Raw genomic sequence first — 21,569 nt, forward strand, 5'->3', positions numbered from 1 at the left:
TTTGCAGTTTCCGCAGTTTGCTTGACAAAACTGTCGGAACTGCGGAAGCTGCATGGAGTTAGAGTTTAAGATATTTGCCATGCGAGGACTTCTGGAATAATTTGCCAAGATTGTTTTTTAGGAATTCCATAAAGGTGCGCTCTGCCATATCATTAGCTTTTGCTATGGCGATGCCTTCTCCGGTCTCAAATTCCTGAGGGAGTGCGCTCACTATTGCCAACTGTTGCGAGGTTAGCGAAAGTTCCTTCAGAATAGTCTGAACCTTAACGGCTGATTCCTTGAAATATTCGGCGAGAGAAATGGCCCGCTCAACAGATATGAGGTCAATCATATCCTTACCGGCATCATTGCACGCCCAGCGTGCCATCTGAATAATCAGACAGAAACGTATGGCATAGATTTGTAGCTTGCAGTAGATGCCGACAATGGTCTCGTTTGGCTCACGGTCGCATATGTCTGACAGTTCATGCTGCCATCTGAACAGGCGTATCATAGCTTCCTCAGTAAACGGTATAGTTATCGGCAGAATATCGTTGTTTTCATCAACGGTACATTGTAATTCCATGAGCCTCGATAAAATGCGCTGCCATTCAGCGGCCACATCGAATGTCGGATGCTTCATCGACCACCGGGTAGAAGTTTCGTGTCGGAGCAGGACAAACAGGATGCGGTCAATGAAACCGTTGGCAGAGCGTTCCCCTTTGGCAAGTTCGGAAAGGATGCGTTTCTGCATCGTGCCGATTACGGACACAAACGGACGCTTGATAAAGATAGAGCTACGCGAGCTTTTGCGGTCGGACATGGTGGGCTTTGCGCTGAACACCGACAGCCAGAATTGTTCCTCAGAGCCGTTGTTGTAACGGTTGAAGTTCTTGACCCATGCCGACAGTTCATCGGACAGCAGACACAGACCACGGCGATTCTGCGAATGAACGAGGCTCAGACCTTCCGGAGTAATATCAGACACAAGAAAACGGCGGCGGACAGGTTCACGGGGGCAGACCTCAATACCTTTTTCTGCACGTTCCTTCCGGCTCATTTCAAGTTGCTCCAGATATTCCAGATACTGTTTCTCGTAAATCCGGTTCTGTTCGTAGTCTTGTTCCACAAACGGACGCATTGCAAAACTCAACGGATGGCTCTTGTTGGCACCGGGTCTTCCGATGAGAGCCATATATAGAATGGCGCTCTCGTCCCAGCCTTCTTTCATCCGCGCGAGATGCGTGTTGCCTATCGCTACCGACACCGCCACCAGCATTGCCGCCGCCACATAATCGACAGGAAATCCATAGCAGTCGTTCACCTCCCTGATGATACGTTGTATTTTGGAGGGATAGAGGCTAATGGGAAAACCGCCGCCTGTGATTGCGGTGCAATGGTCAATGGCCTTGTCGAGCACGAGCTGAGGAGTAATCTTATCGCTCATAGGCTAACGGCTCAAACAGTTTCGTCCGCCTGGGCGCAGACCTTTGTTCATCTCGGCAACCATTTCATCATACTTCTCCTGCTGAGATTTGGGCTTGCCGGATGCCATGTATTCGAGAAGCTCGCTCTTAATGAACCTCCACGACTTGCCGCCGGGATTCTTGCATGCCGGTATGATTCCGGCGCGAGCCTTTTCATAGAGAGTGTTCTTGCACTCTCCGAGTAGTTGACAGGCCTCCTTTGTGGTGATGAAAGGAGAACTGTCTTTTGATGGTGGAGCAAGCGCGTTGCGCAGCTCCCGTAGCTCATCTTGCAAGGCTGAGACTCGCTCGATGAGATAGACAACCGCTTCGGGCAGTCTGTCGAAAGTCACGGGTGTTGTGAACATGATGCAACCGAAACCTTAGGAAACCGTCATGCCAACGCGGCACGTCCGGGCTAAGATTTCGGTTGCAAATGTATAAGGAGAAAAAACATAGAACAATGAGGTCTAATCCCTCTCAAAACGTTCTCCAAAACGTCTCCAAAGCCTCTCCTACTGGAGATATATGATTCTCCAATAGGAGATTGAAGTTTTATCCGGCAATAAGGTTGCCACAGTCGAGACTTCTCGAATCCTTACCACGTTCCATAGAGCGTTGAACGAACTCTGCCCACTCTTCGTCATTCATAGGCTCATCGTTGTCATTATCCATATCTCTATCCTCATCGTAGTCGTTAAGATTATCGTAATCGTCGCGTTCTTCATCTGCTGGTTCTTGGGCTTCCTCTGATTCGGCAATTTTCGATTTTTCTTCGGTAGAGATTGGTGGATCGGGTTTATAAGATATGGGAGCAGCCGTTTTAGGGATTGTTTCCTTAACGACCTTTTCAGTGGCAGGCTCAATATTTGATGCTTCTGTATTTGCGGAAGTGGTTGTATACTCCTCGATATTATAATCCGCTATTGTTAGACCTTTGTCAAAACGTTCCTCAATTTTGATTACGCCTTGAAGAGGATTTTGCTTGAGCTTCTTTGGTAGTTGATTATCTGAAAGACCATCAAGGTGGTAATGGAACGTGGTCTTTAGAAAATGGTTAATAAAATTATTAGGTTTGCCAAATAGTCTTCCCATGTTCCAGCCAAAATGCAATAATGCCCACTTCTCTATCGGTGATGCGACCTCGATTCTTGCAGCCGGTATATTAGCCTCGATTTCCTCCGGAGTACGTGAATCCCAGTTTGGAGACGATGCTCTTTGAAACAATCCCAAACGGAAAAACAGCTTTTCCAAATCACAAGGTTTGACATATGGACCTAATTTCTCGGCGGTGTATTCGCAGGCAAACCGATATTTGGCGTCTTCCTGCGATTGTACCAGAGATGCGGCGGATTCCTTCATGTCATTTATATTGAAGGATACGACTCCGGTCTCATCATGTTTCTTTAATGATGCTTCCGGCGGGATTGCCGTTTCTTGCCGCAATTTAGTTACAACATTAAGCATCATATCCTCAAAATCACCACGAGATAAGGGCTTTTCTTTGGCCTGTGGAGTGGATGAATTGGTGTCAATAACCGGTTGCGATACAGGAATCTGCTGTACAATCTTCGCTTCCTTTTCTTCTGTTTCGCCGATTAGCGGCATATCTTTGCCTGAAAGAAATTCGACGAGCAAAGCATATAGTGCAAGTCCGGCGACAATGGCAATTAAAAAGAAAACGTTAGCATTGAACTCTGATTCTCCTTTTGATAAAATAGAGTGGCGGATGGTCAGTGCTGAAAAAATATCAACAGCAATCACCAGCACAAGCAACCATGGATGATGGCCTTTGAATAGGTCTTTCATTCGCGTAATTGTTTAATCGTATAGCCTTAAAAAATGATGAGTTATGCAAACAAGGTTAAAACACGGTAACACTTTCGATTGTTCATTCTCCGAAAATTGAATCAGCATTGTTGGTTGGAGATATGCTTGATTCGTTGTACCTTTGCACTCAAAAATAACATAATGGCGACATCAGCTCAAAAGAAAATAATTACGTTCTCTCTGAGAGTAGATCTCATAGAACGTCTTAAAGATATGGCTAAACAAGAGCATTGTAGCCTTGACAATTTGGTTGAGAGCATATTGTTTGAAGCTGCTTATAATGAACCTAATGAGATAACAAAGGCCGCTCTTGAGGAAGCTATTAGTGGAAAATTGAGGACTAAACCTCCCATTGATACATCATCTGTAGAGGCTATGTTTAAGTCAATCGATTAGACACTATAATAGCAATATAATTATAGACCGAGACAATGCTGATAAGGCAATTATCTCGGTCTATCTTATTATTATTTCAGAGAGATGGCGTTGGATGCCTCGCGCTTTTTCTCACTGACCACGTCGGCGTAAATTTGAGTAGTTCTTACGCTACGATGGGTTAACATCTTTGATACCACGTATACGTCGATGCCCAGCGAGATAAGGAGTGTGGCAAACGAGTGACGAAGACAATGGAACGACAGTTTTTTCTCGATTCCGGCTGCCTTTACCCATTTCTTGAATGGCTGTTGTGCCATTGAGCGGCGGAAGCCTTTGAAGATAAGTCCTTCACCACGCTCCCCACAATATTTCAGAGCCTCTTCACTTATCGGTAATGTCGCTTCTGTCTCGGTTTTCTCGGTACATAGGCGTATGCAGTGGCCACCGTCAGGACTTCGCTCAATATTATCCCATCGGAGCTGCAACAGGTCGCTAAGACGTAATCCGGTAAACAGACCGAACATAGATGCTTGTCTGAGGATAGGCACCTCACACTCGGTAGCATCAAGGATTTTCATCTCGTCGAGCGTCAGATACTCCTTCTTTACCTCCTGCCATTTGATGCCTTCAAGAAAGTCGTTGACGTTCTCGGTGATATATTTTTCCTTATATGCCATTTTCAGCAGACAGCGGAATGTTGACCAATAGCCTGAAGCAGAGTTGTTGGATAACGATATCTTTTTGCCAGGGTGGCGCAGACTATGTGCATAGAGAAGATACTCCCGGAATTCTTCGCACAGTTCCGTAGTAATATCGCCGAATGTGCATCGGCCACCGCAGAATTTTTTGAAATGGAGATAGACGCTCATCCATTTGTCATATTTGCTTTTCGCCTTCTTCTCGAAGTAGGCAAGAAAGTCCATCTTCTGTTTAGTCTTGTCAAGGAATCCGAACTGTTCGTTTACGAGGCTCTGATAACGGATGCAACGGATGGCCTCGGCTTTCTCCTCCATTTCCTGATTGAAACGGCGTTGTATCTCGTTGGCCGGTTCGGCAAAGATGACTATGCCGAGAGTTTCGCGGCGGGTCATCTTGTTTGTGTGGGGATTGCGTATCGCGGGATAATAATCGAGATAGAGCGATACCTTACCTCCGGCATACGGGCGACGACGGAGGAACACTTTGGTGCAGGTGTTTGTCATTGTTTTATGGGGTTTGAGGGTTTGAAAATCAGATACAAAAGTAGCGGGAGAAGCATGAGAGAACAATGAGTTCTCCAGCAGTCCCAAGGCTTCTCCAAAGTCTCTCTGGAGATTAAATCTCCGGAGAACCGAGGAGAGAATCAAGTTCCGAGCAGAGTATGAGAGTGTATTTTCCTTTCTTCACACGAGTGATGTTGTGGTATTTCAGATAGTGGTGGAGTTGGTCGCGGGTCAGTCCATACTTCTCCATCGCCTCTGGATAGGTGTAATACTCCGGTGCCTTTGGGACGGTCGCACCCTTTGCCAAATCGAAATGATACTTGGAATACATCACATAGTTGCCTTGCTTTTTCTTCGGAATACCCTCTTTTGATACGAGAGTATAGATTGCCGATAGTGTCATTCCATAGGCGGCTTGAATATCAGCCGCGGTGTACCACTCGTTGATTTCCTCCTTCGGCTGCTGATTGGCAAAGTAGCGGTCAACATGGCTTCGGCTCCAAAGAGTCTTTCCTCGGCTCTGAGTCTTCGGCCAGCCTTCACGCTCCGCAATCTTATACATCCCGGAGTTAGACACACCATATTTCTCTTGAATCTCCTTGGAGGTGTAGAAATCAGTGATTGGAGCTGATGGATTCTTGACCTGTGTACTCTGAATATCAAGAACTGAAAATAGTGAATCTACATCGGCTCGACGAATGAGTGTCTTGCGTTTCAGTTTCCAAACCTTGATTACTCCACGGTTTATATAATTATAGATTGTGACGTGGCATACTCCTAATAGGGTAGCTGCTTGTGTTGGAGTCAAGAACTCTTGTTTAGCGACCTCTTTCTGTCCTGATTGCTGGTATTCATATTCTCGTTGGTATGAATCCAGTTTCTCCTGACGCTTTCTTTCCTTGTATGCGAGTCCTGAGCATCGGTGGCTGCAATACTCCGTTGTTGTCTTGCGAGCAATGAACTCAGCTCCACACCAACGGCATTTCTTTTTGATTTCAATGTTGCTACTCATTTTTATCCTGTGTTAGTGTTTATTTCGCCGTTTATTTCGCCAAAAGTGTTCATGGGCGTAAACTGACGTAAACCTACGTAAACATCGTCCACGACCTTGCGGCACGCATTGACGGGGTTGACCGACTTGCTACAAATCGGGTACAAAAACACAGGTAAAAAGGGGTGAAAAGCGGTTATATTGCAGTATGAAGACGAAAAAAGCCGCCCGATAACGAGCGACTTTTCAATATTTTACACCAAATGGCACCAGTTGTCACCAATAGGCTACTTGCCGATGCAGAAGTTCTGGAAGATGGAGGTGAGGAGGTCGGTGGTGGTGATGGTGCCGGTGATGGCGGAGAGGTGGTGGATGGTTTCGCGGAGGTCCTGGGCGATGAAGTCGCCTGAGAGGTTTGCTCGAAGGCCGTCAAGGACGCGGGCTAATGATTCTGCGGCGAGTGTCAGGGCTTCGTAGTGGCGCGCGTTTGTAACCATGAGGTCTGCTCCCGCAGAATCATTGGTTCCTGATAGGGTGTGGAGTGCTTGGGTGAGCCGGTCTATGTTGTGGCCTGTCGATGCAGAGATCAATATAGGCCTTTGTGTCGATTTTTCTGTTGTGACAGGCTCTTGTGATTCAGTGAAAATGTTCTGCAAAGGGTGGGGGAGATCGGTCGGTGAGGCAAGTAGGTCTGTTTTATTCAGAACTGTAAGGAGGGTTGCTCCTTCTGCTAGATGTTTTTTTATTTCGGTATACAGTTCGGTCAGTTTCTCCTGACTGATGTCTGGTGTTACGAGCCATATGACTATGCGTGCGCGTTCGATGGCTTCAAATGAGCGGCCGATGCCGAGGTTTTCTACGTGATCTGAAGTTTCGCGTAAGCCGGCTGTGTCGATGAATCGATACATGACGCCGTCGATCTCTATTGTGTCCTCGACGGTGTCTCTTGTGGTTCCAGGTATGTCGCTGACGATGGCGCGTGACTCATTCAGCAAGGCGTTGAGCAGGGTCGATTTGCCTGCGTTTGGTTCGCCTACGATCGCTACCGGGATGCCGTTTTTAAGTGCACTGCCTGTTGAGAATGTAGCGGCAAGGCTGCTGATTTCAGTGTGGAGGTTTTTGGCCAGTTCTGCCAGGTGGATGCGCGAGGCGAATTCAACGTCTTCTTCTGAAAAATCGAGTTCGAGTTCGAGCAAAGAGGCTATTTCGATCAGTTTTTCTCTGAGTGTTCCGATCCGTTTTGAAAAATCGCCTCTCATCTGGGATGACGCAAGGCGGTGGGCGCTTCGGGAGGTGGCGGCAATTACATCGGCCACGGCTTCGGCCTGGGCAAGGTCGAGTTTGCCGTTGGCGAATGCGCGACGTGTAAATTCTCCGGGCTGAGCCAGACGGCATCCTGTGCGTATAAGCAGATTGATCAGTTCGCGCTGTATCCATACGGAGCCGTGGACCGAGATTTCAACTACGTCTTCGCCTGTGAATGTTCCGGGAGCGCGAAACACTGTGGCCACTCCGCTGTCAAGCGGTTCTGTCGGGTTTTCAGGGTCTGTTATTGTGCCCAGGTGGGCGGTATGTGTGCCGACTGATGAGAGAGGTTTTCCGCGCCAGATTTTATTGATGATGCTGATTGCATCGGGTCCGCTCACGCGGATTACTGCTATGCCTCCACAGCCGGGGGCGGTGGATATGGCGCATATGGTGTCTGAATCGTTATACTGATACATAAGTAATTCTTCGAAATTGAACGATACAATGATCATCGGGAACTCTTTCAGTGGATTGTTCCTGGAGTCTATCTGCAAAATTAGCAATTTATTCCCAAGACGCAAAACAGGCTATCGCGATGGAGAGGTGCGATAGCCTGCGGTCAAAGATATTAAGGTAGAAGAATGTCAGATTTGCAGTCTGATCACCGGGGTGCGGTCAGGCAAACGGGGTAGATCAGTCTTCAGACTGTGACTTTTCGGCATATTCTTTCAGGAGTTTTTCCTGGACGTCAGCCGGAACGAGTTCATAGGATGCGAACTTCATTGTGAAAGCCGAGCGTCCGCCGGTGATTGAGGATAATGCGGTCGAGTATGACGACATTTCTTTCAGAGGTACTCTGGCCGAGATCTTTTCAAAACCATTGTCGCTTGACATGCCCATGATTATTGCTCTACGGCCCTGCAGGTCGCTCATGACATCGCCCATGACATCACCGGGCACCATGACTTCGACGTCATAGACCGGTTCGAGCACTTTGGGGTTGGCGTTGCGGAAGGCTTCGCTGAAGGCGTTTCGGCCGGCCAGGCGGAATGAGATTTCGTTTGAGTCAACCGGGTGCATTTTACCGTCGTAGATGCAGACTCTTACGTCGCGGGCATAGCTTCCGGTCAGAGGTCCCTGTTCCATGCGGTCCATGAGGCCTTTGACGATGGCCGGGATGAATCGTGCGTCAATCGCACCGCCGACAATGCAGTTGTGGACCACGAGTTTTCCGCCCCATGAGAGTGGTAGTTCCTGAGTGTCGCGGACGCTCATCTTGTATTCCTGATTGCCGAATTTATAGGTGTCCGGTGCAGGCATGCCTTCTGTATAGGGTTCGATAATGAGGTGTACTTCGCCGAACTGGCCTGCGCCGCCTGACTGTTTCTTGTGTCGGTAGTCCGCGCGGGCTGCTTTTGTGATTGTCTCGCGATAGGGGATACGCGGTTCATCGAAGATGATCGGGAGTTTGTCATTGTTTTCAACGCGCCATTTGAGAGTGCGAAGATGGAATTCTCCCTGGCCTGACAGGATGATCTGTTTCAGTTCCTTCGACTGTTCGATTACCCATGTAGGATCTTCCTCGTGCATACGTGTGAGGATGCCCATGAGCTTTTCTGAATCGCTCTCTGTCACGGGGCGGATCGCACGGCGGTATTTCGGCTCAGGGAAGCGGATGAAATCAAAGCTGTATTCGCAGTCCTTACCGTCAAGAGTGTTGCCGGTGCGTACATCTTTCAGTTTCACGGTTGCGCCGATGTCTCCTGCGCAGAGTTTATCGACCTGAGTCTTGATGTTGCCGCAGACGCAATAGATCTGAGCGATTCTTTCGCGTGAACCGCGTGTGATATTTTCGAGGTCTACGCCAGGAGTCAGTGTGCCGGACATGACTTTGAAGTAGCTGACTTCACCGATGTGCGGTTCTACAGTGGTCTTGAAGAAGTAGAGTGAGAGCGGACCGTTGCTGTCAGGCTTCACTTCCACTCCTTCTACTGTCTCAGGAGCCGGCATGTCTTCAACAAACGGCACTACGTTGCCGAGGAATTCCATCATTCGGCGTACACCCATGTCCTTAGCTGCGCTTACGCAGAACACTGGATAGATCGAGCGGTCAATCAGGCCCTTACGTATGCCTTCGCGCATTTCGTCTTCGCTGAGATGGCCCTGGTCGAAGAATTTTTCCATCAGAGTCTCGTCATTTTCAGCCGCAGCCTCTACGAGGGCCTGGTGGAGTTCTTTGGCGCGTTCCATTTCTTCGGCCGGAATCTCTTCGATGGTCGGAGTGCCACCGTCAGGGCCCCAGGAGTATTTCTTCATAAGCAGCACGTCAATCATGGCATTGAAGCCGGCTCCGCACTGCAGAGGATATTGTATAGCCACGATCTTGTTGCCGAAATGCTCGCGCATCTGCTCCATGACGTTTTCATAGTCGGCCTTGTCGCCGTCAAGCTGGTTGAGAGCGAAAATCACTGGCTTTTTCAGAGACTGGGTTGTACGGAAGATGTTCTGTGTGCCTACCTCCACGCCATATTGCGAGTTGATCAGTATGACACCGGTGTCGGTCACATTGAGTGCGGTGATCGCATTTCCGACAAAGTCATCGGCTCCGGGGCAGTCTATCACATTAAGCTTCTTCCCAAGGAATTCCGCATAAAAAACTGTCGAGAATACGCTGTAGCCATACTCTTTCTCAACAGGGAACGAATCACTTACAGTGTTTTTTCCTTCAATGGTGCCGCGGCGTTTTATAACTCCACACTCGTAAAGCATAGCTTCGGCGAGTGTGGTTTTACCAGAGCCTTTGCTCCCAAGCAAGGCGATGTTTTTAATCTCGTTTGTTTGATAGACCTTCATATTTAATTTAGGTTTTAGTTTTAGGTAAGAAGAAAACGTCCGCAAAATAGTAATAAATTTTCGTTTTCGGTGCGCAAAAAAATGTGTTTTACAACATACTGACGTTTTTTACTCTCTCGATGCTCCAACGTCACCATAATATTATTACCTTTGCGTGTATTATTTCCAAAGAAAAAGCCTATGGATATAACAAAACCTTGCATCATTCCTCTTCCACGTATATATGACCCCCGCGGGAGTCTCACTTTTGTCCAGGACAATGATCAGATACCGTTTGAGATCGCCCGGTGTTACTGGACCTATGATGTCCCGGCTGGAGAGGCCCGTGGCGGACATTCCCACAAGGAGGCTAAATCGCTGCTGGTGGCTGTCAACGGATGCTTCAATGTGAATCTCTTTGACGGTGACACTTGGATGACCTATACGCTTAACCGCCCGTATGAAGGGCTGTATATCCCCCAGGCTATTGGCGTACGCTCGATAATTTTGCCTCCGGAAGTGTGTGTGTGGTCATGACTTCAATCCTCTATGATCCGGATGAATACATCCGTGATTACGAAGAATTCAAGCAACTGGCCTCACGGCAGAAAGGACCCTATTTATGAAATATCCTTTCCTGGATCTTGGCTGTGTGAATGAACCGTATGCCGACAGCCTTGTAGCCGCGGCAGAGCGTGTGATACGCAGCGGCCGTTATATCGGAGGCCCTGAAGTGGAGGCTTTTGAATCGCGCCTTGGCGAAATGCTTGCCTCTCCGTTTGTGATAGGTGTCAGCAACGGTCTCGATGCCCTACGGCTTATACTGAGAGCCTATTGCGTGATGGGGGTTTTCAGTCCGGGAGACGAAATCATCTATCCGGCCAATACATTTATAGCTTCAGTGCTTGCCATCAGCGATGCCGGGCTTGTTCCGGTTGCGGTAGATATAGATGAGAAGACCATGAATCTTGACACATCTCTCCTTGAGGCTGCCATCACGCCACGCACTCGTGGAATAATGGCAGTGCATCTCTACGGGCGTGTGGCCTGGGATGCGACTCTTACAGACTGTGCCGAAAAACATGGGCTGAAAATAATTGAAGACTGCGCGCAGGCTCTCGGCGCCCGCACTCTGGCTGAGGGCCTTCACGCTTCGCCGTTTGCCGGTGCGCTTGGCGATGCCGCGGGAATCAGTTTCTATCCCACCAAGAATGTCGGAGCTTTGGGCGACGGAGGTGCGGTTGTTACTCATGACGCCGGTCTGGCCAAAACTGTGAGAGCTCTGGCTAATTATGGCACAGAGTCGCGTTACAACAACATATTCAAAGGCTTCAACTGTCGTCTTGATCCATTGCAGGCGGCTTTCCTCAGCGTGAAACTTCCGTATCTGGCTCAGGAGAATGCCGACAGATTCGCGAGGGCACTGGCTTATCAGCGCACCATCTCGCATCCTGACATAGTGTTGCCATATATGTCATCAGAAGTCACAGACCACGTATGGCATCAGTATGTGATAAGGGTCACAGGCGGAAAACGGGATCAGTTCCGGCAGAAACTTGCCGAAAGGGGAGTGGACACTGACATCCATTACGCCGTGCCCCCGCATTGTCAGCCTTGTTATGCAGATCTGGCACATGGCCCGCTGCCGGTCACAGAGCGCCTTGCCGGAGAGATAGTAAGTCTTCCTATAGCCACCGGTACATCCGTGGCCGATGCGGCCGAAATAGCCAGTATTATCAATCAGGCTGACCTTGGCGGCTGAAAAATCATTCATAATATATGGCAAAATCAAGAAGGAGAACAAGAAAGAAAAAAGTAGGAAAAAGTATCAGAAATATGTGGCGAGGACTTATAGCGGTAATCCTTATGGCTGGATGTGGTTATCTTGCCTCACACCTTAGCGGTCAGGAAACAAATGAACAGGTGCTGTCCGCACATTCTGGGGACTATGGAAATCTTCTCGAAGTCAAAACAAGGCCTGGAACACCTTCGGTGCTCAAAAGTTACCGTGGGATAGATCTGTCATTCAACCCGCAATGCCATATACCCAACTGGGTTTCATGGGAATTGACCGCCAAGGAGACAAGCGGCTCCGCATCGAGGACAAATAAATTTGCGTCAGACCCTGACGTTGAAGGCTGTGCCTATACCTGGGACTATAGTTATTCCGGTTATGACCGCGGGCACATGGCGCCTGCGGGCGATATGAAATGGAGCGCTGAAGCAATGGCCGAGACATTTCTGCTTACCAATATATGTCCTCAGGCAAAGAGCCTTAATGCCGGCTCATGGAAAGGGCTTGAAGAAAAATGCCGGCAGTGGGCAGAGGCTGACAGTGCCATCTATATAGTCTGCGGGCCGGTTATAGACGGAAATCCGATTGAATATATAGGTGACTCGCGCGTCTATGTTCCGAGAAAATTTTTCAAGGCTATTATCTCACCTTATTCTGTACCGGCGAGAGGTATCGGATTTATCATGCCGAATGAAAAAGTCAAAGGCGGCATGCAGGCCTGTGCGGTCACAATTGACTCCATTGAGGCTCTTACCGGGCACGATTTCTTCTCCTCGCTGCCTGACGAGATAGAAAAAGAGGTGGAGAGCCAATGTAATTTCCACTATTGGAGCACTCACCGCAAACGGTAGAGCGCGGTAAAAACAAAAACAGACAGAAAACAGAAATGAGCCACACAGCTGTTGAACTGCACGGATTGTTGACCGGCTATCAAGGGCGTGACGGGAGCGTCAAAGTTTCCGGACCGCTTGATGCGTGTCTGAACAAAGGGGAGATGACATGTCTTCTCGGTCCGAACGGCGCCGGAAAATCAACTCTTCTTAAGACCTTGTCAGGTATGCTTTCTCCTCTTTCCGGATCAGTGACGGTTGACGGCAAGTCTCTTTCGGACTATTCTGTCTCTGAACTGGCCAAGGTGATAGGGCTGGTGCTTACGGAGAAGCCTGCTGTCGGAAACATGAAAGTGGAACAGCTCGTAGCGATGGGGCGCAGCCCTTACACAGGCTTCTGGGGGCGTCTGAGCGACTATGACCGGAAGATTGTTGACGATGCAGTGGGTCTTGTCGGTATAGGCCCGCTGTGTGGACGGCCGGTTGCTTCGCTCAGTGATGGCGAAAGGCAGAAAGTGATGATAGCCAAAGCGCTCGCCCAACAGACTCCGGTCATATTTCTCGATGAGCCTACTGCTTTTCTTGATTTTCCAAGCAAAGTCGAGATAATGCGGCTGTTGCGTTCTCTTTCACGATTCAGACAGACCACTGTGTTTATTTCAACTCACGATCTGGAGATTGCTCTTCAGATTGCCGACCGCGTGTGGTTGCTCGACAAGCATCATGGCCTTAAAACGGGAACACCCCGCGGACTTGCCGCTGACGGCAGTCTGGGGGTGTATTTTGACCGTGAAGGAATCTGCTATGATCCTGTCGGCGGGCATTTCCGCATACTGATGCAGGATCAATGATCTGTGGCGGTTCCTTCCGTTCTGCTGAGCGGGGCTGATCAGGATTTGTTGGCGCGCTTACGTTCGATTTCGTCAAGAATGATCTTGCGCAGGCGGAGGTGATGAGGGGTCACTTCCACATATTCATCTTCCTTGATATATTCGAGAGCTTCTTCAAGCGAGAATACTACCGGAGGGATGATGCGGGCCTTGTCATCGGCGCCGCTTGCACGCATGTTGGTCAGTTTCTTTGACTTGGTGACATTGACCACGATATCGTTGTCTTTGGCGTTTTCGCCTACCACCTGACCTGCATAGACTTCTTCCTGAGGGAAGATGAAGAAACGTCCGCGGTCCTGAAGCTTGTCAATGGCATAGGCATAGGCGGTTCCGCTTTCCATTGCGATGAGCGATCCGTTGGTGCGGCGTTCGATGTCACCTTTCCAAGGCTGGTATTCATGAAAGCGGTGAGCCATAATGGCCTCTCCGGCCGATGCGGTCAGCACATTGTTGCGCAGGCCTATGATGCCGCGTGAGGGGATGAGGAATTCAATATGGATGCGGTCGTTCTGAGTCATCATCGAGACCATCTCGCCTTTGCGGCGGGTCACCATGTCGATGATCTTTGATGAATATTCTTCCGGCACGTTGATGGTCAGCATTTCGATTGGCTCGCATTTCTGCCCGTCGATTTCTTTGAGGATGACCTGAGGCTGGCCTACCTGAAGTTCAAAGCCCTCGCGGCGCATTGTCTCGATGAGCACCGAGAGATGAAGCACACCGCGTCCGAATACAGTCCATGAGTCCTCGTGGTCAGCTTTGGTTATGCGCAGTGCGAGATTGCGGTCAAGCTCTTTTGTCAGGCGGTCATGGATGTGGCGTGAGGTTACGTATTTGCCATCCTTGCCGAAGAAGGGGCTGTCATTGATAGTGAAAGTCATTGACATTGTCGGCTCATCGATGGCGATACGCGGGAGCGCCTCCGGATTATTGAAATCAGCCACAGTGTCACCGATCTCGAATCCTTCGATGCCTACAAGGGCGCAGATGTCGCCGCTTTTCACTGACTGCACTTTCTTTCGGCCCATGCCTTCGAAGGTATGCAGCTCCTTGATGCGCTGACGTACAACTGTGCCGTCTTTCTTGCAGAGCGCTATGTCCTGGCCTTCGCAGAGCTCACCGCGGTGTACACGGCCTATGGCAATTCGGCCTACATAGCTGCTGAAGTCCAGTGAAGTTATCAGCATCTGTGCATCGCCTTCAAGCACTTCTGGTTCGGGGATATATTCGATGATGGCGTCAAGAACGGCAGTGATGTTGTCAGTCGGCTGGGTATAGTCGGTGCTCATCCAGCCTTGTTTTGCCGAACCGTAGACGGTGGGAAAATCAAGCTGATCTTCGCTTGCATCGAGATTGCACATAAGGTCGAACACCATTTCCTGCACTTCGTCAGGACGACAGTTGGGTTTGTCGACTTTATTGATGACAACTACCGGTTTCAGGCCCATCTGGATGGCTTTCTGAAGCACGAATCGGGTCTGGGGCATCGGGCCTTCAAAGGCATCGACAAGGAGGAGGCAGCCGTCGGCCATGTTGAGCACTCGCTCTACCTCGCCACCGAAGTCGGCGTGTCCCGGAGTGTCAATGATGTTGATCTTGTAGCCGTTGTAGTTGATTGAGACGTTTTTGGAGAGGATTGTTATCCCTCGCTCGCGTTCGAGATCATTATTGTCGAGTATGAGTTCACCGGTTGACTGATTGTCGCGAAACAGTTTTCCGGCCATTAGCATTTTGTCTACGAGCGTGGTTTTGCCGTGGTCCACGTGGGCGATGATGGCAATATTTCTAATCTTCTGCATTGTCCAAAAATTTTTCAGGGTGCAAAGTTACAACTATTTTCGCTAATATCTGCTTTGTTGCGCCAAAAATCGGCGTCGGAGGCCGATTTTGCTATTCTGAGTGCCTCTGTCAATACATCTGATAGTCTACCGAGAGCACTTGGAATTCAGTCCGGCGGTTTATCTGGTCTGCAATTTCCTGCTGCTCTTCCGGAAGGCTTTCAATGAATGCCTCGTCAAGTACCCGGCCCTCTTCAAACAGAGGAAACTCGCGGGCAAGACGCTTGGTGATCTTTTTCGGGCGCGATTTGCCATAGCCCTGATACTGAAGCCGAGCTGCCGGAATTCCTGCCTCTATCAGATAGTCGACCACGCTTTTTGCGCGGCGTTCGGAGAGGCGTATGTTATATTCGTCAGACCCCCAGCGGTCGGTGTGTGATGCCATTTCGATTGTTATGTTGGGGTTGTCGCGCAACATCTGCACGAGGCTGTCGAGAGCGCCTTTTGATTCAGGCCGCAGAGTGGCTTTGTCAAAATCGTAGAAGATATTTTCCACGATGTTTGGTTTTGAGATCGAGGCCAGTATGAAGTCTATGCCGTATTCGGCGTCTTCTTCGGCAGTATCTGATGTGAATTCCTGTTTGGCGTTGAGATAACCTTTTGCGCCGGCGAGCATCACATAGCGCACTCCGCGCTGCAGCGGGAAGGAGAACGATCCGTCGTTGCGGGCTACGGCTTTCTGGTTGGAGCCGTCATTGCCTACGATGCGTATCACGGCGTTCGGCACAGGTTCTTCATCTCGGTCCAGCACCCAGCCGCTTATCTGAATCTTGAGATCGGGGAGTTCGAATGAATAGAGATGGTCATATCCACGGCCGTCGCCGCGATTTGAACTGAAATAGCCTGACTCTTTGCCTGGGTTGGCGAAGGTGATGCCGAAATCGTCACCTTCGGAGTTTATGGGCGAGCCCATATTCTCTACCAGCCAGCCGCCGGAAGGGGTCAGCGTGGCCCGGAATATATCAAGTCCACCCAAGCCGGGATGTCCGTCAGACGAAAAATACATTATAGAGTCGGTGAGCATGTAGGGAAATACCTCATCGCCTGGTGTATTGATCGCGTCTCCGAGATTTTCAAGGCTTCCGGCCCGCTCGTTAAGTTTGATGCGCCAGATGTCTTTGCCCCCGTGTCCGGGCATGTCGGATGTGAAATAGAGATACTCTCCGGAGGGGCTTACTGCCGGATGCCCATAGCTCGAAAGCGTGTCGTTGGTGATCTCAAGCTTCACCGGTGCGCTCCATTGTGCATCGGAGCGGCGCGAGGTGTAGATGTCTACGCCCGTATTCCGGTCGGGCGTACGTATGGCGCGGGTGAGATACATGGTCGATCCGTCAGGCGAAAACGAAATGATGCCTTCGTCCCATTCTGTGTTCACTTCCCCCTCCACGGCTTCGGGCCGCTGCCAGTCGCCGCGTTCGTTCTTGCGCACCATCCAGATGTCGCTGCGTTTCATGCCGGTGATCTCGCTGCGGTTCGATCCGGTTACTTTCTCATTGGTCGTTGTGAAATACAGCACCTCGCCGTTAAACATGGGAGAGAAGTCGGAACGGCGGGAGTTGAAGAGTTTTGCATTTCTGACCACGTGGCGTGTCTTGTTGCGCTTGAGCTCTGCTGCTCGGCGCGCACCGGCAAGAGCCTGCCGGGCATGGCTGTCGTCCGGTTTGATCTTCAGATAATCTTCATAGCTTTTGATTGCTTGGGCGTAGTTGCCTTGCCCGTGTTGGGCGCTGGCAAGCTGAAGGAGTATTGTGGAGTCAGGGTATCCGTAACGCAAGGCATTCTGATAGGCGGCAGTCGCACGTGCGTCCTGGCCAAGGCGTGTGTAGCATTCGCCCATCTTCAGAGCCACTTCAGCCCGCTGGCTGCGCTGTTCGCGTGGATTGAGTTTGTTGTAGATTTTTCGATAGGTTTTCTGGGCATCGAAATATTCGCCGCGGGCAAGCTGCTCGTCGGCTACACTCATCTTTGCTCCGGAACATCCGGCCAGTGCGCCTGCTATAAGCGCTATATATATAAGGTGGTATAAACGGGTCATGACTGGTGATGATGGAAGTTTCTTATAAGGCTTGTACAGCCGTTCAGATATGCTTTTGATAATTTAACGTAGAAATCATGTGAATATTTTATTTTGGAAAAGCGGCGAAATCATTGTATCTTTGTGCGATAATTCAGCATGGCCCGACTTAAACAGCCTCTTAAGCCTGAGCGCATTCTGACAAATTGTAATTGTCAAAATCTTTAATATTAAATCACATACCTATGGGTCTTTTTGAAAAACTTACCGCTAACGCAAAAGCAAAGCGTCAACGCATCGTCCTCCCGGAAGGCACAGAACCCCGCACTCTCACCGCTGCCGACCGCATCATAGCCGACGGTATAGCCGACATCATTCTGATCGGTGATCCGGCCGAGATCATGACAATGGCCAAGGATCTCAATCTTGAGAATATCGGCAAAGCTACAATCGTCAACCCCGCTGATGAAACAGTGATTGACAAATATGCTCCTATCTATTTCGAACTGCGCAAGAAAAAAGGCATCTCGATGGAAGAGGCCCGCATGACTTCTGCCAATCCTCTCTATCTCGGCTGTCTTATGGTGAAGGCCGGCGATGCCGACGGCCAGGTTGCCGGCGCGCTCAACACTACCGGCAACGTGCTGCGCGCAGCGTTCCAGGTAATCAAGACCATGCCCGGCATTGACGTGGTTTCAGGCGCTTTCGTGATGGTGCTCCCCGAAGGATCTCCCTATGGCACAAACGGACTGCTGATTTTTGCCGATTGTGCGGTTGTGCCCGAACCCGATGCGGCCCAGCTTGCCCAGATCGCAGTGTCAGCCGGAAAAACCGCGCGTGACATCGCAGGCATCGAACCCCGTGTTGCCATCCTCAGCTTCTCAACCAAGGGCAGCGCCAAGAGCGAACGAGTCGACAAAGTAATCGAAGCTACAAAGATCGCTCATGAAATGGAACCCTCTCTCGTTCTTGACGGCGAACTTCAGGCCGATGCAGCCCTCGTCCCCGGAGTGGCAAACAGCAAGGCTCCCAACAGTCCGCTCTCAGGCCGTGCCAACGTGCTCGTATTCCCTTCGCTTGAAGTCGGCAATATTGCCTACAAGCTCGTGCAGCGTCTCGGCGGCGTTCAGGCTGTAGGTCCGGTTCTTCAGGGTCTTGCAGCTCCCGTCAACGATCTTTCGCGCGGCTGCTATCCCGAAGATATCTACAAGACCATCATCATTACCTGCAACCAGGCAATCGGTCTTAAGGAAAACAACTAATCATACCTCTCATACGCAAAGACAGACTAAAGAATGAAAATCTTAGTATTAAACTGCGGTAGCAGTTCAGTAAAATATAAGCTTATCGACACAGCGGACAACAGTGTGCTTGCCGAAGGCGGCGTTGAGAAAATCGGACTTAACGACGGATTTCTCAAGTACAAGAAAAACGATGGCTCAAAGGCTGTCATCGAACTTGGTCTTGTTGACCACAATGGTGCCGTGCAGGCTATTCTTAACCTTCTGACTGATCCTGCGGAAGGCTGCATCAAGTCATATGACGAAATCGACGCAGTGGGCCACCGCGTAGTTCACGGAGCTGAAAAATTCAGCGAAAGTGTGCTTATTAACGATGAAGTCAAAGACATGATCAAGCAGTGCTACGACATCGCGCCTCTCCACAACCCCGCCAACATGACCGGTATTGACGCTATCACCACTCTCATGCCCGGCAAGCCTCAGGTAGCAGTCTTCGATACCGCTTTCCACCAGACAATGCCTGCAAAGTCGTTCCTCTATGCTTTGCCTTACAAGTATTATGAGGAAGACGGTGTGCGCCGCTACGGTTTCCACGGAACCAGCCACCGTTATGTTTCTCAGCGTGTTTGCGAATTCCTCGGAGTAGACAGCAAAGATCAAAAAATTATTACCTGCCATGTCGGCAATGGCGGCTCGATCACAGCTGTTGACGGTGGAAAGAGCGTAGACACTTCTATGGGCCTCACCCCGACAGAGGGCCTCATGATGGGTACCCGCGTGGGCGATGTCGATCCCGGAGCGCTTGTTTATCTTATGCTCAAACACAATCTGTCAGCCACAGATCTCCAGAAAATCATCAACAAGGAGAGCGGAATGGCAGGCGTGACAGGCATCTCAAGCGATATGCGCGAAATTGAAGCCGCTGTTAATGCCGGTGACGAGCGCGCTATCCTCGGACTTGCCATGTATGAGCAGCGTATCCTCAAATACATCGGTGCTTATGCCGCTGAAATGGGCGGTGTAGACATCATCGTATTTACCGGCGGCGTAGGCGAAAATCAGACTTCACTCCGCGAAGCAGTCTGCGAGCCCCTTAAGTTTATGGGAGTCGAAATAGATAAGGAGCTGAACTCTGGTATCCGTGGCAAGGAAGCAGTTGTTTCTACAGCGGCATCTAAAGTAAAGGTCGTTGTCATTCCTACTGACGAGGAATTGATGATTGCCCGCGATACTGAAGCGATTGTTTCCAAGAAATAATCAGAGACTATAAAATTTTTGATTCCGCGCCGGATCACTGCCACGTTCCAAGCTGGCATCTCAGGCGTGGAATCATTCTGATATTAATAATGCAAATATGACAAAGATCCGTGCCGCCGTAGTTGGCTACGGCAACATCGGCCGCTTCTCGATTGAAGCTCTTGAAGCAGCCCCTGATTTTGAAATTGCCGGCGTCGTACGCCGCAATGTGGCCGAAATTCCGGCTGAACTTGCCCCTTATAAGGTTGTCACCGACATCCGTGAACTTGGTCATGTGGATGTAGCAATTCTCGCCACTCCCACACGCGAAGTTGAAAAATATGCTCTCGAATATCTGGCAATGGGAATCAACACCGTTGACAGCTTCGACATCCACACTTCGATCATCGGCCTTCGCCGCTCCCTCGATGCCGCAGCAAAAAAGGCCGGCCGCGTGGCCGTTATTTCTGCCGGATGGGATCCGGGAAGCGATTCTATCGTGCGCACACTCCTTGAGGCAGCCGCTCCGAAGGGCCTTACATACACCAACTTCGGCCCAGGCATGAGCATGGGGCATACAGTATGTGTAAAATCGAAAGCAGGTGTGAAGAATGCACTTTCAATGACCATGCCAAAAGGTGACGGCATGCACCGCCGTATGGTCTATGTAGAACTTGAAGACGGGGCACGTCTTGAAGATGTGGCAAAGGCTGTTAAGGAAGATCCTTATTTTGCGTCTGATGAAACCCATGTGATGGCAGTTGAAAGTGTCGATGCTGTAAAAGACATGGGCCACGGCGTGCACATGGTGCGCAAGGGCGTTTCCGGCAAGACCCAAAATCAGCGATTTGAATTCAATATGTCGATCAACAACCCGGCTCTCACCGCCCAGCTGCTTGTTGGAGTGGCCCGCGCATCAATGCGCCTCACACCTGGAGCATATACAATGGTCGAAATCCCCGTGATTGATCTTCTGCCCGGCGAACGCGAAGATCTGATCGCACATCTTGTCTGATCGATAATCATTCAGATATATATAGCGTTCAGCCCGTCAGTTGAGACCTCAACAGACGGGCTGAATGCCATATTTGAAATAAGGTTGGATTGTCAGTCAGACACTCCGTCAAGAATGATCTGTCCGAAGTACTGAGACTGATGGAAGTCGGGCTCAGGAGTCGGCACCGGAGCCCAGCTGAGATAGTGAGGCTGAGAAGTCCCGGAAGCACATTTGTAGAAGTTGCCACTAAGTTCGACCGGCTTTCCTTCAAACTTGATTCCAAGAAGATTCAGCGGAATTGCTGCAAGAAGGTCCCAGGTGAACAGTCCTTCCACTTCACGGAACGGCCGGCGTCCGCATGACGGAAGCACGGCTATAGTGGAGATCTCTGAATCAGAGAGGGGAGTGACGTTGACAGCCCTCGACTCTCGGTGAGAGGCTTTGATCGCACCGATGCAGTTGAACTCAAAATTCCAGTATTTTTCAGATCCGTCTGGCTTCACGAAAAACATAACGCAGGAGTCTTCGTAGACAGGTGAATTGTTCTCGAAATTCATGGCACGCAGATAGTTGCAGCGTACAAAGAAATTGATGTAGATATGGTTGTCCGAATGTGCGATGGTAAACGTGGTGAGCGGATGGTAAGGAAACAGATCCTTCCAGTTGAGTTCACCTATGCTGTGGCGTACGCCTGATGATTCCAGACGGTTGAAAATAGCATCAGTATTTAAAAAATCAAGATCAGCTATATAGGGTACGTGTAGTGTCTTTTGCATATTTGCTGTTATGAAATAGAGTGGGG

At 49.9% G+C, this 21,569-nt stretch carries 17 protein-coding genes and 1 pseudogene; 8 read left to right on the top strand and 10 right to left on the bottom strand.

Annotation, left to right across the window (positions count from 1 at the left end):
* Positions 1 to 58: 58 nt before the first annotated feature.
* The 3 genes from FDZ78_RS00705 to FDZ78_RS00715 form a co-directional block, all read right to left on the bottom strand.
* Entirely contained in the window at positions 59 to 1,426 is a 1,368-nt protein-coding gene (locus FDZ78_RS00705) for a DUF3987 domain-containing protein (RefSeq protein ID WP_136408873.1), read from the bottom strand.
* A gap of 3 nt (positions 1,427 to 1,429) precedes the next feature.
* Positions 1,430 to 1,813 (bottom strand): helix-turn-helix domain-containing protein, encoded by a 384-nt coding sequence (locus FDZ78_RS00710; protein WP_136408872.1) that lies wholly within the window; start codon positions 1,811 to 1,813, stop codon positions 1,430 to 1,432.
* Positions 1,814 to 2,000: 187 nt separating this feature from the next.
* Positions 2,001 to 3,254, bottom strand: a complete 1,254-nt coding sequence (locus FDZ78_RS00715; RefSeq protein WP_136408871.1) for a hypothetical protein — start codon at positions 3,252 to 3,254, stop codon at positions 2,001 to 2,003.
* Between the two features lie 162 nt (positions 3,255 to 3,416).
* Between FDZ78_RS00715 and FDZ78_RS00720 the strand changes: the two genes are divergently transcribed.
* Positions 3,417 to 3,671 carry a toxin-antitoxin system protein gene (locus FDZ78_RS00720; protein ID WP_205743441.1) on the top strand — a complete coding sequence of 85 codons (255 nt, stop codon included), beginning with the start codon at positions 3,417 to 3,419 and terminating at the stop codon, positions 3,669 to 3,671.
* Between the two features lie 71 nt (positions 3,672 to 3,742).
* Here FDZ78_RS00720 and FDZ78_RS00725 read toward each other — a convergent pair whose 3' ends face one another.
* The 4 genes from FDZ78_RS00725 to FDZ78_RS00740 form a co-directional block, all read right to left on the bottom strand.
* On the bottom strand, positions 3,743 to 4,855 hold the full coding sequence (locus FDZ78_RS00725) for a site-specific integrase (RefSeq protein WP_136408870.1): 1,113 nt from the start codon (positions 4,853 to 4,855) through the stop codon (positions 3,743 to 3,745).
* Positions 4,856 to 4,967: 112 nt separating this feature from the next.
* On the bottom strand, positions 4,968 to 5,867 hold the full coding sequence (locus tag FDZ78_RS00730) for a helix-turn-helix domain-containing protein (RefSeq protein WP_136408869.1): 900 nt from the start codon (positions 5,865 to 5,867) through the stop codon (positions 4,968 to 4,970).
* Positions 5,868 to 6,133: 266 nt separating this feature from the next.
* Positions 6,134 to 7,570 (bottom strand): tRNA uridine-5-carboxymethylaminomethyl(34) synthesis GTPase MnmE, encoded by a 1,437-nt coding sequence (gene mnmE, locus FDZ78_RS00735; RefSeq protein ID WP_124075515.1) that lies wholly within the window; start codon positions 7,568 to 7,570, stop codon positions 6,134 to 6,136.
* 217 nt (positions 7,571 to 7,787) lie between these two features.
* Positions 7,788 to 9,947 (bottom strand): translation factor GTPase family protein, encoded by a 2,160-nt coding sequence (locus tag FDZ78_RS00740; protein ID WP_124075504.1) that lies wholly within the window; start codon positions 9,945 to 9,947, stop codon positions 7,788 to 7,790.
* A 180-nt stretch (positions 9,948 to 10,127) separates the two neighbouring features.
* On the opposite strand from FDZ78_RS00740, the pseudogene FDZ78_RS00745 reads away from it, so the two are divergent.
* From FDZ78_RS00745 to FDZ78_RS00760, 4 genes and pseudogenes are all read left to right on the top strand, one after another.
* Positions 10,128 to 10,552 (top strand): annotated as a pseudogene (locus tag FDZ78_RS00745) (FdtA/QdtA family cupin domain-containing protein).
* Complete coding sequence (locus FDZ78_RS00750) at positions 10,549 to 11,688, top strand: DegT/DnrJ/EryC1/StrS aminotransferase family protein (RefSeq protein ID WP_123398378.1); 1,140 nt, start codon at positions 10,549 to 10,551, stop codon at positions 11,686 to 11,688. The pseudogene FDZ78_RS00745 and the gene FDZ78_RS00750 overlap by 4 nt, the downstream one beginning before the upstream one ends.
* 17 nt (positions 11,689 to 11,705) lie before the next feature.
* Entirely contained in the window at positions 11,706 to 12,572 is an 867-nt protein-coding gene (locus FDZ78_RS00755; RefSeq protein WP_136408868.1) for a DNA/RNA non-specific endonuclease, read from the top strand.
* Between the two features lie 35 nt (positions 12,573 to 12,607).
* Positions 12,608 to 13,402, top strand: coding sequence for an ABC transporter ATP-binding protein (locus FDZ78_RS00760; RefSeq protein WP_136408867.1), 795 nt, complete (start codon positions 12,608 to 12,610; stop codon positions 13,400 to 13,402).
* Between the two features lie 38 nt (positions 13,403 to 13,440).
* Here the strand turns inward: FDZ78_RS00760 and typA are convergent, their stop codons facing one another.
* Together typA and FDZ78_RS00770 are read right to left on the bottom strand one after the other, a co-directional pair.
* Positions 13,441 to 15,240: a translational GTPase TypA gene (gene typA / locus FDZ78_RS00765; protein WP_107032704.1), complete on the bottom strand. Its 1,800-nt coding sequence runs from the start codon at positions 15,238 to 15,240 to the stop codon at positions 13,441 to 13,443.
* Positions 15,241 to 15,349: 109 nt separating this feature from the next.
* Positions 15,350 to 17,314, bottom strand: coding sequence for an OmpA family protein (locus FDZ78_RS00770; protein ID WP_124075503.1), 1,965 nt, complete (start codon positions 17,312 to 17,314; stop codon positions 15,350 to 15,352).
* A gap of 224 nt (positions 17,315 to 17,538) precedes the next feature.
* On the opposite strand from FDZ78_RS00770, the gene pta reads away from it, so the two are divergent.
* The 3 genes from pta (at position 17,539) to FDZ78_RS00785 (ending at position 20,785) form a co-directional block, all read left to right on the top strand.
* Complete coding sequence (gene pta, locus FDZ78_RS00775) at positions 17,539 to 18,555, top strand: phosphate acetyltransferase (RefSeq protein WP_123398375.1); 1,017 nt, start codon at positions 17,539 to 17,541, stop codon at positions 18,553 to 18,555.
* Between the two features lie 33 nt (positions 18,556 to 18,588).
* Positions 18,589 to 19,791: an acetate/propionate family kinase gene (locus FDZ78_RS00780; RefSeq protein ID WP_107032707.1), complete on the top strand. Its 1,203-nt coding sequence runs from the start codon at positions 18,589 to 18,591 to the stop codon at positions 19,789 to 19,791.
* Between the two features lie 97 nt (positions 19,792 to 19,888).
* Positions 19,889 to 20,785: a diaminopimelate dehydrogenase gene (locus FDZ78_RS00785; protein ID WP_123398373.1), complete on the top strand. Its 897-nt coding sequence runs from the start codon at positions 19,889 to 19,891 to the stop codon at positions 20,783 to 20,785.
* A gap of 92 nt (positions 20,786 to 20,877) precedes the next feature.
* Here FDZ78_RS00785 and FDZ78_RS00790 read toward each other — a convergent pair whose 3' ends face one another.
* Entirely contained in the window at positions 20,878 to 21,543 is a 666-nt protein-coding gene (locus tag FDZ78_RS00790; protein WP_123398372.1) for a carbohydrate-binding family 9-like protein, read from the bottom strand.
* Between the last annotated feature and the right edge of the window lie 26 nt (positions 21,544 to 21,569).

Origin of the sequence: Duncaniella sp. B8, assembly GCF_005304985.1 — a bacterium.
Lineage (GTDB): Bacteria > Bacteroidota > Bacteroidia > Bacteroidales > Muribaculaceae > Duncaniella > Duncaniella muris.

What these genes read in the sequence shown, in the direction of transcription:
- FDZ78_RS00705 (WP_136408873.1), bottom strand. Translation starts at nt 1,426, where the DNA reads ATGAGCGATAAGATTACTCCTCAGCTCGTGCTCGACAAGGCCATTGAC.
- FDZ78_RS00710 (WP_136408872.1), bottom strand. Translation starts at nt 1,813, where the DNA reads ATGTTCACAACACCCGTGACTTTCGACAGACTGCCCGAAGCGGTTGTC.
- FDZ78_RS00715 (WP_136408871.1), bottom strand. Translation starts at nt 3,254, where the DNA reads ATGAAAGACCTATTCAAAGGCCATCATCCATGGTTGCTTGTGCTGGTG.
- FDZ78_RS00720 (WP_205743441.1), top strand. Translation starts at nt 3,417, where the DNA reads ATGGCGACATCAGCTCAAAAGAAAATAATTACGTTCTCTCTGAGAGTA.
- FDZ78_RS00725 (WP_136408870.1), bottom strand. Translation starts at nt 4,855, where the DNA reads ATGACAAACACCTGCACCAAAGTGTTCCTCCGTCGTCGCCCGTATGCC.
- FDZ78_RS00730 (WP_136408869.1), bottom strand. Translation starts at nt 5,867, where the DNA reads ATGAGTAGCAACATTGAAATCAAAAAGAAATGCCGTTGGTGTGGAGCT.
- mnmE (WP_124075515.1), bottom strand. Translation starts at nt 7,570, where the DNA reads ATGTATCAGTATAACGATTCAGACACCATATGCGCCATATCCACCGCC.
- FDZ78_RS00740 (WP_124075504.1), bottom strand. Translation starts at nt 9,947, where the DNA reads ATGAAGGTCTATCAAACAAACGAGATTAAAAACATCGCCTTGCTTGGG.
- FDZ78_RS00750 (WP_123398378.1), top strand. Translation starts at nt 10,549, where the DNA reads ATGAAATATCCTTTCCTGGATCTTGGCTGTGTGAATGAACCGTATGCC.
- FDZ78_RS00755 (WP_136408868.1), top strand. Translation starts at nt 11,706, where the DNA reads ATGGCAAAATCAAGAAGGAGAACAAGAAAGAAAAAAGTAGGAAAAAGT.
- FDZ78_RS00760 (WP_136408867.1), top strand. Translation starts at nt 12,608, where the DNA reads ATGAGCCACACAGCTGTTGAACTGCACGGATTGTTGACCGGCTATCAA.
- typA (WP_107032704.1), bottom strand. Translation starts at nt 15,240, where the DNA reads ATGCAGAAGATTAGAAATATTGCCATCATCGCCCACGTGGACCACGGC.
- FDZ78_RS00770 (WP_124075503.1), bottom strand. Translation starts at nt 17,314, where the DNA reads ATGACCCGTTTATACCACCTTATATATATAGCGCTTATAGCAGGCGCA.
- pta (WP_123398375.1), top strand. Translation starts at nt 17,539, where the DNA reads ATGGGTCTTTTTGAAAAACTTACCGCTAACGCAAAAGCAAAGCGTCAA.
- FDZ78_RS00780 (WP_107032707.1), top strand. Translation starts at nt 18,589, where the DNA reads ATGAAAATCTTAGTATTAAACTGCGGTAGCAGTTCAGTAAAATATAAG.
- FDZ78_RS00785 (WP_123398373.1), top strand. Translation starts at nt 19,889, where the DNA reads ATGACAAAGATCCGTGCCGCCGTAGTTGGCTACGGCAACATCGGCCGC.
- FDZ78_RS00790 (WP_123398372.1), bottom strand. Translation starts at nt 21,543, where the DNA reads ATGCAAAAGACACTACACGTACCCTATATAGCTGATCTTGATTTTTTA.